Source organism: Oscillospiraceae bacterium MB24-C1 (assembly GCA_030913685.1).
Classification (GTDB): Bacteria; Bacillota; Clostridia; order Oscillospirales; family Ruminococcaceae; genus Yanshouia.
The window spans coordinates 1,197,469-1,210,414 of the sequence record CP133187.1 but is presented as its reverse complement, the minus strand read 5'-3'; the positions used below and the strand labels follow the sequence as shown (position 1 = coordinate 1,210,414).

At 46.4% G+C, this 12,946-nt stretch carries 12 protein-coding genes; 7 read left to right on the top strand and 5 right to left on the bottom strand.

Annotation, left to right across the window (positions count from 1 at the left end):
- Positions 1-243 precede the first annotated feature (243 nt).
- The 6 genes from citD to RBH76_05790 all read left to right on the top strand — a co-directional run bounded on the left by citD (position 244) and on the right by RBH76_05790 (position 6,172).
- Positions 244-543 carry a citrate lyase acyl carrier protein gene (gene citD, locus RBH76_05815; GenBank protein ID WMJ84933.1) on the top strand — a complete coding sequence of 100 codons (300 nt, stop codon included), beginning with the start codon at positions 244-246 and terminating at the stop codon, positions 541-543.
- Positions 540-1,442, top strand: coding sequence for an aldolase/citrate lyase family protein (locus RBH76_05810; GenBank protein WMJ84932.1), 903 nt, complete (start codon positions 540-542; stop codon positions 1,440-1,442). Before citD ends, RBH76_05810 begins: the two co-directional genes overlap by 4 nt.
- Before the next feature lie 2 nt (positions 1,443-1,444).
- Positions 1,445-2,998: a citrate lyase subunit alpha gene (citF, locus tag RBH76_05805; protein WMJ84931.1), complete on the top strand. Its 1,554-nt coding sequence runs from the start codon at positions 1,445-1,447 to the stop codon at positions 2,996-2,998.
- Positions 2,999-3,067: 69 nt separating this feature from the next.
- On the top strand, positions 3,068-4,069 hold the full coding sequence (locus tag RBH76_05800) for a tripartite tricarboxylate transporter substrate binding protein (GenBank protein WMJ84930.1): 1,002 nt from the start codon (positions 3,068-3,070) through the stop codon (positions 4,067-4,069).
- An 81-nt stretch (positions 4,070-4,150) separates the two neighbouring features.
- Positions 4,151-4,651 carry a tripartite tricarboxylate transporter TctB family protein gene (locus tag RBH76_05795; GenBank protein ID WMJ84929.1) on the top strand — a complete coding sequence of 167 codons (501 nt, stop codon included), beginning with the start codon at positions 4,151-4,153 and terminating at the stop codon, positions 4,649-4,651.
- 18 nt (positions 4,652-4,669) lie between these two features.
- Positions 4,670-6,172, top strand: a complete 1,503-nt coding sequence (locus RBH76_05790; GenBank protein ID WMJ84928.1) for a tripartite tricarboxylate transporter permease — start codon at positions 4,670-4,672, stop codon at positions 6,170-6,172.
- Between the two features lie 70 nt (positions 6,173-6,242).
- Here the strand turns inward: RBH76_05790 and RBH76_05785 are convergent, their stop codons facing one another.
- Positions 6,243-7,172 (bottom strand): LysR family transcriptional regulator, encoded by a 930-nt coding sequence (locus RBH76_05785; protein WMJ84927.1) that lies wholly within the window; start codon positions 7,170-7,172, stop codon positions 6,243-6,245.
- Between the two features lie 106 nt (positions 7,173-7,278).
- Here RBH76_05785 and RBH76_05780 point away from each other — a divergent pair, with 106 nt between their 5' ends.
- On the top strand, positions 7,279-8,304 hold the full coding sequence (locus RBH76_05780; GenBank protein WMJ84926.1) for an AbrB family transcriptional regulator: 1,026 nt from the start codon (positions 7,279-7,281) through the stop codon (positions 8,302-8,304).
- A gap of 122 nt (positions 8,305-8,426) precedes the next feature.
- Here the strand turns inward: RBH76_05780 and RBH76_05775 are convergent, their stop codons facing one another.
- The 4 genes from RBH76_05775 to RBH76_05760 all read right to left on the bottom strand — a co-directional run bounded on the left by RBH76_05775 (position 8,427) and on the right by RBH76_05760 (position 12,650).
- Positions 8,427-9,443: a zinc-binding alcohol dehydrogenase family protein gene (locus tag RBH76_05775; protein WMJ84925.1), complete on the bottom strand. Its 1,017-nt coding sequence runs from the start codon at positions 9,441-9,443 to the stop codon at positions 8,427-8,429.
- Between the two features lie 17 nt (positions 9,444-9,460).
- Positions 9,461-10,537, bottom strand: coding sequence for a mannonate dehydratase (gene uxuA, locus RBH76_05770; protein WMJ84924.1), 1,077 nt, complete (start codon positions 10,535-10,537; stop codon positions 9,461-9,463).
- Positions 10,538-10,849: 312 nt separating this feature from the next.
- Entirely contained in the window at positions 10,850-11,875 is a 1,026-nt protein-coding gene (locus RBH76_05765) for a zinc-binding alcohol dehydrogenase family protein (GenBank protein ID WMJ84923.1), read from the bottom strand.
- Positions 11,876-11,888: 13 nt separating this feature from the next.
- Complete coding sequence (locus RBH76_05760; GenBank protein ID WMJ84922.1) at positions 11,889-12,650, bottom strand: GntR family transcriptional regulator; 762 nt, start codon at positions 12,648-12,650, stop codon at positions 11,889-11,891.
- Between the last annotated feature and the right edge of the window lie 296 nt (positions 12,651-12,946).

The window sequence follows — 12,946 nt, the reverse complement described above, 5'->3', positions numbered from 1 at the left end:
CATTCCTTTTCTAATTTCATATATTGAAAATATTTTTCAAAAATGAGTCTAATATTTTGTGCTAATTCACAATTATTTTACGAATGAGATTGATATAAACGTTGAAGTTTTATAATTTATCAAAGTTTTGTATGGCGATCATACCGATTTGGTATTTGTCAAAGATGGCAGCATGTATATAATATTTTAAGTAGGAGCCAAACATATCTCGATGAGAAGTTGGTTTGGTTAAGGAGGATTTGCATGGTCATTAAAAAGACGGCTGCTGCAGGCACGCTTGAATCCAGCGATGCTCGTGTGGTTGTTGAACCGTTGCAGGACGGAATAGAGCTTGAAATTTCAAGCAGCGTTGCTCAACAGTTTTTGAGGCAAATTCGTCAGACTGTTACCGAAACTTTAGAGCGCTTGAATGTCAAAGGAATTAAGATTAAGGTCGAGGACAGAGGCGCGCTCGACTGTACACTGAAAGCTAGAGTGGAATGTGCTGTTTTTAGAGCGGCGGAATTTGAAGGCAAGGTTAATTGGGGGGGTTCTATTAAATGATACACCCAAATAAAAACCGATTGAGAAGGACGATGATGTTCCTCAACTGCCAGAAGCCGGGGCTGATTAAAGACCCTTATATCTATGCCCCCGATTCTATTATGCTCGATCTTGAGGACGCAGTTGCTGAAAACCAGAAGGACTCAGCCAGGTTTTCGCTCTATCATGCCCTGCAAGAAATTGACTACCGAGGAATTGAACGTGTGGTCAGAATCAACGGTCTCGATACCGAGCACTGGCGGGAAGATATCAGAGTCTGTGTGGCTGGCGGTGCGGATGCAATTAGAATTCCTAAAACGCAATATGCCAGCGACGTTAAAACCGTAGATATGGCGGTTGAAGAAGCGGAGCGTGAGTTTGGACGACCGATAGGCTCCACCCTGTTGATGGCAGCTATTGAGTCGACCCGCGGCGTTGTTAATGCTTTGGAAATTTGTGAAAGCTCTGAACGGCTTTTTGGAATTGCCCTTTCTGGCGGCGATTATACGAAGGATCTACAGACCGTAATCTCTGGAACAGGTGTTGAACTGATGGGCGCAAGACAAAATATGATTATTGCGGCAAGAGCTTCGGGCGTTCAGTGTTTTGACACTGTCTTTACCAATCTTGACGATATGGAAGGTTTTGAAAAAGAAGTTCGTATGATCAAGATGATGGGTTTTGATGGTAAAAGCATTATCAACCCCAGACAAATCAATGTGACGCACCGGATATTTACCCCTACTTTTAAAGAAATTGATTTTGCCGAAAAGGTTGTTACAGAGATTGACGAAAAGAAGGCACAGGGCATCGGCGTGTTTACGGTTAACGGCAAGATGATTGATATCGCCTTTTATGACGGAGCAAAACGGACTATTGAGCTTGCAAAAGCGTCCGGCGTATACGAGGGGGATTTATAATCATGATTAATAAAGTCGGAAGAGAAATCCCGCACGAGGTACTTAATCTAACGGGCAAAAAGCCTTATATGGGTTATCTAGAATTTGATAACTACGAATATGTCAAAAGCGCGCCAAAAACGAGAGCGGTTGTAGACCCCACTAGAACAAAGCTGGTGTCTTCAATAGACGAAGCGCTTGACAAGTGCGACATTAAAGACGGCATGACACTTTCTTTTCATCACCACTTTCGTGAAGGCGATTATGTTGTTAACATGGTGATGGAAAGAATATACGCACGGGGGATAAAGAACCTGAGAATCTGTGCAACAAGCCTCGGCAAGGCGCACGATAGTTTGGTACCCATGATTGAAGATGGAACCATTACTTCCATTCGCTCATCCGGTGTACGCGGTGGCATTGGCGAAGCCATTTCCGGCGGCAAGCTGAAAGGTTTGGCTACTATGTGTTCACATGGCGGACGCGTAAGAGCGATTGAAAGCGGCGAAGAGCACATCGATATCGCTTTTATCGGTGCCCCCACCTGTGACGAGTACGGCAATTGCCGTGCCAATGGCGGAAAAAGCGATTGTGGCGTACTATCATATGCCATGGTGGACGCGCAATATGCCGATAAGGTGGTTGCCATCACCGATACGCTGGTACCGTTTCCGAACGCGCCGGCCAGCATCTCAATGATAAACGTAGACTATGTCTGTGTGGTTGACGAGATTGGTAATCCTGCAAAGATCGCTTCTGGAGCAGCAAAGCCTACCACCGACATGCGCAAGCTTAAAATGGCGGATTATTGCACCCAGGTGGTTATCAATACGCCCTATTTTAAAGACGGGTTTTCTTATCAGACAGGCGTTGGTGGCGCTTCAATTGCATCCACTATTTCACTTGCTGAAGAAATGAAAAGACGTGGAATTAAGATGGGATTTGGTGTTGGCGGTTTAACGACACCGATGTGCAAGCTACTTGAAGAGGGTTTGGTCGACAAGCTGGTGGACACGCAGGATTTTGATCTTGGCGCTGTCGAAAGCATTAAGAAAAACCCCAATCATATTGAGATTTCAGCATCTGAATATGCCAATCCCTTCAATAAAGGCGCCTATGTAAACAAGCTGGATTTTGTTATTCTTGCTTCGCTTGAGATTGATACAAAATTCAACTGTAATGTGGTTGTTGGCTCAGATGGCATTATTACAGGTGCGCAGGGTGGACACCCCGATACGGCGGCGGGCGCTAAATGCACCATTGTCATTGCACCACTGCTTCAAGGCAGAATACCCGCTGTGTGCAGTGACGTCACCACCGTTACGACGCCCGGAGAAACCGTTGACGTTGTTGTCACCGATTATGGTATTGCAATCAACCCGTTGCGAACGGATTTGCTGGATGCCTTAAAGGATACAAAGCTTCCCCTTAAAACCATCGAAGAACTTCGTGACATCGCCTACAAGATTGTTGGAACGCCCGATCCAGTCAAGTTTAAAGATCGCGTAGTTGGCATCATTGAGGCACGTGACGGTACAATAATCGATGTTGTAAGACAGGTCGAACCTGTGGAATAACAAAGGGGATCCAACTTGTTTTTAGCGAATAAATATTCGCCAAAAATAGATAAGAAAAGGAGAAAAATTATGAAAAAGGTTATTACTCTTATTGTCACCTTGGCTATGCTCGTAATGGCATTTGCAGGTTGCGGTAAAACCGCTTCTAGTGCCGCTCCTGCTCCTGGTAGCACCCCCGCAGAAAGCGCTGAGTGGAAATTTGAAAGAAAAATTGAGATTATTTGCCCCTGGGGCAACGGCGGCGGTGCCGATACCACTGCCAGAACCTTTGCCACCGCTCTTGAGAAAGAACTTGGCGTGCCCGTTGTTGTTAACAATAAGGCAGGTGCAGGCGGCGTAACCGGTGTTGAGTTTGCCACAAGCCAGCCCGCTGATGGTTACACCTTCCTGCTTTGCACACCTTCTCCTCTGCTGGCTCAGGTGACCGGCGCGACCGATTTTGACGTTTATGGCAAGATCAACCCCCTCACCCAGCTCGTACATGACTGCAATATTCTTGTTGCCAGCAAAGATGCGCCTTATAACAATTACAAGGAACTCATGGAGTATGTTGAAGCAAACCCCGGCTCTGTAAAGGCTGGCGTTATGTCTATCACCGGTCTCGACGGCGCTTGTATTGAGGCTGCTTTCGGCGACAAGATTGAGGCTGTTGCTTACACAGAGGGCGCTCAGCTCAACGCCGACGTCATCGGCAACCATGTCGGCCTTGCCGTTGTAGGCCCTGCTGAGGTTGCTGCCATGGTTCAGTCTGGCGATATGAAGGTTATCATGTCCTTCACCGAGAAGAGACTGACCATGCCTGGCTATGAGAACGTTGAGGCTGCTGGCGAAATCGGCGTTGAGTCCTACTTTGGACCCGCCCGCGGCATCTTCTATGCGAACGGAACCCCGGAGGGCGCTATCAAGGCGTTCGAAGCGGCTGCTGAAAAAGCTGTTGCTAGTGAGGGTTTCCAGGCTTGGGCCAAGACCGAAGGCTTAGATCAGCGTCCGGGCTGGAAGAACACTGCAGACTACAAGGCTGCATGGGATGCTGACTATCAGGACTTTGTTGCAATGTTTGGCAAAAAATAATCTAGAATTAAATTGATTTGTGTCCGGCGCCGCGTTATACGGCGCCGGCGCTATCAAACGTATCCGGAGGGAGGCAATAGTTTGGATCTTTTATTCTCTATCTTTCTTACTGTTTTTGCGGTTTATTGCTTTTTTTTGGTAGGCGCCCAGTCGCCTGCCCCAACGGCAACCGAGTTAGGCGCGGCATTCTGGCCCAGAATGATTCTTGTGGCGATGATTGCACTGCTGATTGCGAATATCGTTAAAAGCCTTAAAGAAAATAAAGCTGATTCTTTTAAAACTCTTGGCGAATTTAAATTTACTGAATTTTTTAAAGGCAAGCTTTTTATCGGCATGGTGCTTGTGTTTATTATGGCGTTGCTCATGCCTTACATTGGATTTATGCCGGTATGCTTCTTATTCCTGATGGCATACGGCGCATTGCTGGGCGAAAGAAGATGGTTAAGACTTTTTCTTTTTTCGCTGGGTATTACATTCCTATTGTATGTACTATTCCAAGGTGCTTTAAGCATTATGCTGGCTAGAGGTAGCGGTGTGTTCCGCGAGTTTGCATTAATGTGCGAAGGTTTCCTGTCATTCTAAGAAAGGAGTGAAAGTAAAATGTTTGATCTGTTAATTAATGGCCTTCAAATCGTACTGGCACCGTCTACCTTCCTCCTTTTGTTTGCAGGTACCTTTATCGGTGTTATTTTTGGCGCTATGCCCGGTGTTTCAGCATCTATGGCGGTAGCGCTGGCACTTCCCTTTGCGTACGCCATGAAGCCGGTTATCGCTATTGCCTTTCTGGTTTCGGTTTATTGTGCGTCTATTACTGGCGGTGGTATCACCGCTATTCTGTTTAAAATTCCCGGCACGCCGTCTTCTGCACCCACTACTTTCGACGGTTATCCCATGGCGCAGCGTGGTGAAGCGGGCAAGGCGCTTGGCTACTCGCTCGTTGCTTCTGCAATTGGCGGTATGGTCGCCGCGTTTGCGATGGCGCTTATTTCTCCGCAGCTTGCTGCCGTCGCGCTTAAGTTTGGTCCGTCTGAGTTGTTTGCAGTTTCTTTCCTAGGTTTGTCGGTTCTTTCATGTTTGGATAGCGGCAACCTGATTAAGACGCTGATTTCTGGCCTCTTGGGTCTTGCGCTTGCCACCGTCGGTATGGACCCGATGCTTGGCATCGCTAGATTCACCTGGGGCAACTCCACGCTGCTGTCCGGTATCGAAATGATCCCCGTCATGATCGGTCTCTTTGCTGTTACCGAAGTTCTTAAACAGACCAGCAAGCCGAAAAAGATTGATGCTAAAGCAGAAACAGGCCCCGGTTCCTCTAAAACGAAAACCGTTCTGCCTTCTTTCAAAGATATTTGGGAGACAAAGAGCACTATGGCCCGCTCGTCCATTTTGGGCACAGTCGTTGGTATTCTGCCCGGTGCTGGTGCGACCATTGCCTCCTTCCTCTCCTATGCGATTGAAAAGAAGGTCTCTAAAAAGGCGCATTTGCTAGGAACCGGTATTCCGGATGGTATCGTGGCTGCTGAGGCTGCCAACAATGCAGCTACTGGCGGCTCGATGGTTCCGCTGCTTTCATTGGGCATTCCCGGCGGTAACGCTGCTGCCATTATGATGACAGCACTGGTTATCAAGGGTGTCCAGGTTGGCCCGCTGCTGGTTAAGACGCAGCCCGACTACCTTTCGTCGGTATTTGGTTCGATGTTTATCACAAACATCGTCATGGTTATCGTTGCGATGATGATCGCCAAGGTATTTGCCAAGATTTTGGCTGTACCATACAGCATTTTGGGTCCGGTTATCGTTATGCTGGCTGCTATCGGCGCCTATGCGCTTAATAACAACACTGGAGACGTTATGCTGATGGCGGGTGCAGGTATTATCGGCTATATGTTTGTCAAGCTTGGCTATAACTCGGCTGCGCTGGTTCTTGGACTAGTTCTTGGACAGATGTGTGAATCGAACTTCCGCCGCGCTTATACCCTTGCTAACGGAGACATGGTAAGTATCTTTACAAAGCCAATCACCGCAATTATTATGATTTCCTGCGTGACCATGTTGGTTTATCCTATGATTAAACCTTTTATCAAAAAGGAGAAAAAAGCGTAAGTGTAAACCGATTAAATGCAAAATGAAAAGAAGCCGACCGGTTTAACTATCGGCGGCTTCTTTGATATTTTTACATGTCATAAATATGCGGTAGAATGTCGGTGCAAATCTCAATAAATGCTTTGGAAGCCGGAACCAACGGCATCGTTTTTTCATATATAACCGCTACACGCCACTCAGGCAGGTACGACTCTTCAATATTATAATACTCGGGCTTGTCCACATCGCTAAAAAGCGTTATATATGAAGATGGAATCAGCGAAACACCAACTTTGCGCCCTACCATTTTTGCAATGGTTTGAATATTTCGCGTCTGAAATTTTATTTTAGGCGAAAAGCCTGCAAGTTTGCAGATGCGGTCGGTCTCTTTTCGTGCATGTTGCGTGGGATGATTGACGATAAAATTACGTTCCTTAATAAGATTGATATCAAGATAGGGCAGCTTTACGCCCTCTTTATAATAGGCCATAGTCGAAAGCGCATCATCAGGCGGCAAGGCAATAAAAAAACGCTCCTGACCTATTGGGATAGCCTGAATAGAATTGGACTGCACCGGCAGGTGAATAACGCCTATATCGATGATACCCTTTGATATTTCATTTTCAATTTCGGTTGAAGTACCTTCTATAATAGTCAGCTCAATGTTTGGAAAACGCTTTTCAAACTCAGAAACAATGCAGGGCAAAACGCAGGCACCCAAGAAAAAATTACTGCCGATAATAAGCTTGCCACGATTTTCAGTGTTCACAGCTGCAAGCGATATTTCGAGATGACGATACATGTCAATCATCTTCTTGGCATTTTCCATATATATTTCACCGGCTACAGTGGGAACTATTCCGTTTCTTGTGCGTTTAAAAAGCTGAGAGCCTACTTCGCTTTCGATATTTTGAATCACTCTTGTCAAAGTGGGCTGTGTCATGTATAATCTTTCCGCAGCCTTTGAAATGGATTGATTTTCATAGACAGAGACAAACACCTTTAATTCTCTTAATGTCATAATAGCTCCTCAATCTTTCGTAGACGTATCTGACATATTATCATAACTATATTAAAATTCTAATTAATTGTCAAATTCTTGTGCGATTAAGGAAAGGAAGGGCAATTTGAACTTCTTGTTAACTTTGTTTATTGCCGCGTTAGCAGGCACAGTGTTTTACAAAATGCGTATTCCTGGGGGCATCTTGGTGGGTGCGGTTGTAGGAATAGTGCTATTCAATTTCATATTTGGCAAAGCTTTTATGCCGTCTGAAGCAAAAGTAGCCGCACAAATTGTATCAGGTGCATTCATAGGTGTAGGGGTTAGCAGGGAAGAGATTAAACAGTTTCGGCGGCTATTTAAGCCGCTGACAATCCTAATTGGCTGTATGCTAGTACTTAACTTAACGCTGGGAACTATTATATATCTGATATCCGACATGGACCTGATGACCGCTATGTTCTGTGCAGTGCCGGGTGGCATGTCAAATACACCGATTATAGCGGCAGAGATGGGGGCAGACAGTACCAGAGTTGCGGTCATGCAGTTTATACGCATGTGCGCGGGAATCGGCATTTTTCCGTCTGTCATTAAATACTTTGCCAAAAATCATGAGAAAACTTCGAAACCTACAACAAAAGAGCAAAGAACGATTTATTCCCATTATGGCTTTTTAGTGGCGGCGGTAGCGGCAGCCGCGGGCGGGCTAATCGGTGAGTTTTCTAATATTCCGGCGGGTGCGCTGTTGTTTTCGATTATTGCAACCATTGCGGCAAAGCAGATTTTCCCCGCCTGTATGTTACCGGGCTGGATAAAACGGTTGGCGCAGATGCTGGCTGGCGCTTATATTGGTACAGGTATCAGCCCAAAGGATATTCCGCAGATGAAGGAGCTACTTTTGCCGGCGGTGGTTATGTTGGCGGCGTATATGTTGGCCTGTATCATTATAGCCAATATTCTAAGCCGCCACACAATGCTGACAACCAGCGAAGGAATGCTGGCGGCCACACCTGCAGGTGCGTCCGATATGGCCCTCATATCAGCGGATATTGGTATTTCATCTCCTGATGTTATCATTTTGCAGATTGGGCGGATGTTATCTGCGGTACTAATATTTCCGAATGTAATTCATTTTATTGTCGGCCTGTTTTAGCAAAAGGACAAGTTTAAAACGAAAAAAGGACTTCCTCTTTGATGAAGTCCTTTTTTCATTTTATAGATTATTAGAGGCAGACAGCTCGCTACAAAGCGAAGTTGAAGGTTCAGTAAAAGCTTCTAATCGATCATGACATTGACCTTAAGGTAATCACCGGGATTTTTTTCAATATCTATAATCGTTTCAACCGCCTGTTCAATCGGGACTGTTTTAGTCAGGATAGTGCGCACGTCGACCTTATTTCGATAGATCAGGTCAATGGCTTCTTCAAATTCGCCAGCACTAGTACGCGCTCCGCGAATATCCAGCTCCTTTCTTGTAATTAAGGAGGTTGGGAGCGAAATATCCTGCTTGGGCCATCCAGTCAGAATTATTCTTCCAGCGTTTGATGCAACGTTGAGTGAATCGCGTATGGCAGCAGAGGCACCCGAAGCCTCCATGACCACTTCCGCCAAGCGTCCGTTCGTAATTTTTGCAATCTCTTCAATAAGATTTACCGAGGAGGGGTTGACGGTGTGTATGATACCAAGCAATTTCGCTTTTTCAAGCCGATCGCCCACTGGGTCAATTAAAATAGGAATAGCGCCGTAGTGAATTGCTGCCATTGCAGCAAGCAGACCGATAGGGCCCGCGCCAAAGATTGCGATGTGCTCGCCACTGGTCAGATTTGCCCGGTGCAGGCCGTGCAGTGCGATGGTTAGCGGCTCTGCAATAGGGACAATTTCCCAGGGCATATCCTGCGGGACCTTTATCAGCATTTCAGCGGGATGCGCAAACAGCTGCGCCATGCCGCCTTCTACATGCACGCCGAGCACCTTTAGATCGGTGCAGCAGTTGGTGCGGCCCAGTGAGCAAGGATAGCAGTGCCCGCAGTAAAGATAGGGGTCGACAATGACATGGTCACCGGGGCGAATTCCCTTACTGTTTTCGGGGATTGAGATCACTTCGCCGGCAATTTCATGGCCAATGATACGTGGGTAGGAAACCAACGGATTTGAACCGCGATAAGCACCAATATCCGACCCGCAGATTCCGACTGACTTTACGGCAATCAATGCTTCACCGTCTTTACAGACAGGCGCGTCAAATGTAGTCAACTGTGCTTGCCATGGTTTTGGAAACTGAACTGCCTTCATGATACAGACACTCCTTACTATTTACCCTGATTTTCAAGAGATTCCCAAATGCCGTTAAGGTACGCTATACCGAGCGCGCGGTCATAAAGGCCGTAACCGGGGCGTGCGACCTCATCCCAGATCATTCTGCCGTGGTCAGGGCGAATATAGGTGTTAGGGCAGGTTTCGTAAACGGCCTTGATAATCTGATACATATCCAAGGAGCCGTCGGAAGAGAGGTGGGAAGCCTCACGGAACTTGCGGTATCCAAGGTGTTTGACGTTGCGAACATGCATGCAGGCGATGCGATCCTTTTCGCCAAAATGACGGATAATCGCCGGAAGATTGTTTTCAGGATTGGAGCCCAGTGAGCCGGTGCACAAGCAGAGGCTATTGGCGGGGCTGTCTACAAGGCCAATAATGCGGTCGAACAGTGCCTGACTATGGGCCAGGCGGGGGAGACCGAAAATCGGCCAGGCGGGGTCGTCTGGGTGCACCGCCATACGCACGCCAGTTTCTTCACAGACCGGAACAATCTTTTCAAGAAAGTATTTATAGTTTTCAAACAGCTGATCCTGATCGACATCTTTATAAAGCTCAAGAACATGCGCCAGTTCTTTGAGGCGGGCGGGCTCCCAACCGGGCAGCGAAAAACCGTTTGAGTTCTTAGTGGTGTTCTCCACGATTTCAAGCGGCGTCATATCGTTAAGTTCGGCCTCATCGTAATAAAGAGCGGTCGAGCCATCTTCTTCAATGACGCGGGCAAGGTCGGTACGTAGCCAGTCGAGCACGGGCATGAAGTTATACACAATCACCTTGATGCCACAGGCCGCAAGGTTGCGGATGGTAGTGATGTAATTTTGAATATATCGGTCGCGGGTGGGCAGACCCAACTTGATATCCTCATGGACATTGACGCTCTCAATAACTTCCACTTCAAGACCATGGCTGTTGACGTGTTTTACATAATCACGAATCACTTCCAGTGGCCAAACCTCGCCGGCCGCATATTGATCCAGCACACCCATCAGGCCGGTACAGCCCGGAATCTGACGGATTTGCTTCAAGGTCACGCTGTCGTTGCCTTCGCCATACCAACGGAATGTCATTTTCATTTGTCAAGCACCTCTATTTCTATAATTTCGCGGATTACATCTTTACCGCATACGTCTGCTTTTAAATAATTCTCTATTGCTTATCAAGATCCGTCTCTTAAAGGTTCTCGCCAAGCTTTGTCGCACAAAGGGTTGAACGCAGACAGTCTTTAAGCTTTGATGTTTTTCGAACAGCGAAGCGTCACGCTGCAAGGGCACGTTGTTGAGCGCAAGCAGCACTGGGCATAATTAAAAGAGAAAGAGGGCAGCTAACTACCCGCTTTCCCCAGTCGTGTGCCTGCTTCGAACTTTGATGTGCAAAGCTGGTTCTTCTTACTCTTGTTCAAATGTCAAAATGACCTTGAGGGTATTTTCAGGGTCGTTTTTGATTTTTTCAAAGCCTTCCAAAACATCAGTGAAGGGCAGTTTATGGGTGATAATCTTCCGTGGTTGAAGCTTTCCGCTTTCAACCCATTCAATGACCTGTGGAAATTTGTTGTTATTAAGCCTAGAGCCGCGAATATCCAGCTCGTTTTTTGTAATAGCCAATTCGGTGATCGGAACAATGCGTTCAGCAAAGCCCATCGTGACAACTACACCGGCCGAACGCGTGCATTCTGCTGCTTGTTCCAAAGTTTTGCCGACACAGGCGGCGTCAATTGACACATCTACGCCCAGGCCGCCGGTCAGTTCAAGCACGCGCGAACGGACATCTTCAACAGCGGAGTTGATAACCTCGTCTGCACCAAATTCTTTTGCGCGCTCAAGCCTGCTCGCAACCAGATCGGTCATAATGCAGGAGGCACCGATGAGTTTGCAGACCTGTAAAATGGTCAGCGCAATCTGGCCGCAACCTAAAATCAGCACAGTATCTCCCGCCTGAACGCCGCCCCGGCTAGTTACCTGAGCCGCTACAGTGTAGGGTTCGATAATCGCAGCCTCCTCCCACGCAATATCAGAGGATATTTTAAAGACATTTTTTTCGGGAACGCTTACATATTCCCTGAATCCGCCATCGACATGCACACCGATAACCTGTAGATTCGCGCAAACGTTGCCGCGACCACGTTTGCAGATTGGGCATTCGCCACATTGTATAACCGGATTAACCACCACATGGTCGCCCGGATCTACGCCAGAAACATTTGCGCCGGTTGACACGACTTCTCCGGCAAATTCATGCCCAATGATGCGTGGATAGACCGCCACAGGCGATGTACCCCGAAAAATGCTGATGTCTGATCCGCAGATTCCCGCTGCTTTTATTTGAATCAGTACGTGACCGGCGATTTCTGGTACCGGCAGCGGTTGGTCGCTAATTACAAGCTCTCCCGGCCGAACTACCTGAATTGCTTTCATTTAAGACACTTCCTCATTTAATGTTAAATTTCATATTATAAAACGCATCCATTTTGCAGGTGAACATCTGCAAAAACTCAGGATTCCAGTTAGAAAAATATTGAGGATATAATTTGTAGGCCGCTTCAATATCGACGCCGAAACGTGCGATATGCTCAAAGCTTTGACGACAGCCAAGCTCGACATTCTTCTGACGAATTGCATCTATCAGTTTCTGATGCTCGTCAACCGTTTGTTCCCACCGTAAGCGCGAGTGCAGCTTTATAACCCGAACCCGGTACTGATCCGCAACAATGCTCTCAAGGGCCTGCTGTATATGCTCAAGTCCGGCCAATTCAAACATGGTGCGGTGGAATTTGTTGTCCAGATCAAAAACATCCTGTATCATATTTTTTTCATAATAAAAATTTTGCTGGCTTAAATTCGCTTCAAGCTCCACAATGCCGCTTTCGGGAACCTCTTTTTCGCAAAGAACCCGAACTACAGCCTGCTCCAGAAGATTCCGCATAAAAATAGACTCGTAGACACGTTTGATATTAATGATCGAGACATATGAACCGCGCTGCGGAAAAATGTCCAGCAGGCCATCGGACAGCAGGCGCGAAAAAGCGCCCTGTACAGGAGTTCGACTGGAACCAAAAGCCTGCGCGACTTCTAATGGGCTCAGGCATTCGCCCGGTATAAGATTCAGATGAATGATATTCTTGTAAAGAGTGCGGTAGATATAGTCGCCCATCGTTTCCGAAGACTTTTGCGGATACATAGTTAGGTTCATTTTTATACCTCATATCTACAGTAGGGTGATGCTGTTACATAATTAACATGCTAGCATATTAGTTTTAATTTTGCAATATTTTTTGTATATAATTCAAAAAATGTTCTTTGTACAATACTAACCAAAATCACCTAATATAGTTTGTTAACTTTTAAATTATATATAAAATAGCCTAAAAAATCCTTATTTTTTTTATATTCAATCACAAAGATGGAATTGACAATAATATAAATGCAAGGTAATATGGCTTTATGAAGCGTACTAGAATATTAGCATGCTAATGGCTGTGCGTTTCA

Coding starts and splice junctions, on each gene's coding strand:
- citD (WMJ84933.1), top strand. CDS start 244: ATGGTCATTAAAAAGACGGCTGCTGCAGGCACGCTTGAATCCAGCGAT.
- RBH76_05800 (WMJ84930.1), top strand. CDS start 3,068: ATGAAAAAGGTTATTACTCTTATTGTCACCTTGGCTATGCTCGTAATG.
- RBH76_05785 (WMJ84927.1), bottom strand. CDS start 7,172: ATGACATTAAGAGAATTAAAGGTGTTTGTCTCTGTCTATGAAAATCAA.
- RBH76_05810 (WMJ84932.1), top strand. CDS start 540: ATGATACACCCAAATAAAAACCGATTGAGAAGGACGATGATGTTCCTC.
- uxuA (WMJ84924.1), bottom strand. CDS start 10,537: ATGAAAATGACATTCCGTTGGTATGGCGAAGGCAACGACAGCGTGACC.
- RBH76_05760 (WMJ84922.1), bottom strand. CDS start 12,650: ATGAACCTAACTATGTATCCGCAAAAGTCTTCGGAAACGATGGGCGAC.
- RBH76_05775 (WMJ84925.1), bottom strand. CDS start 9,443: ATGAAGGCAGTTCAGTTTCCAAAACCATGGCAAGCACAGTTGACTACA.
- RBH76_05790 (WMJ84928.1), top strand. CDS start 4,670: ATGTTTGATCTGTTAATTAATGGCCTTCAAATCGTACTGGCACCGTCT.
- citF (WMJ84931.1), top strand. CDS start 1,445: ATGATTAATAAAGTCGGAAGAGAAATCCCGCACGAGGTACTTAATCTA.
- RBH76_05765 (WMJ84923.1), bottom strand. CDS start 11,875: ATGAAAGCAATTCAGGTAGTTCGGCCGGGAGAGCTTGTAATTAGCGAC.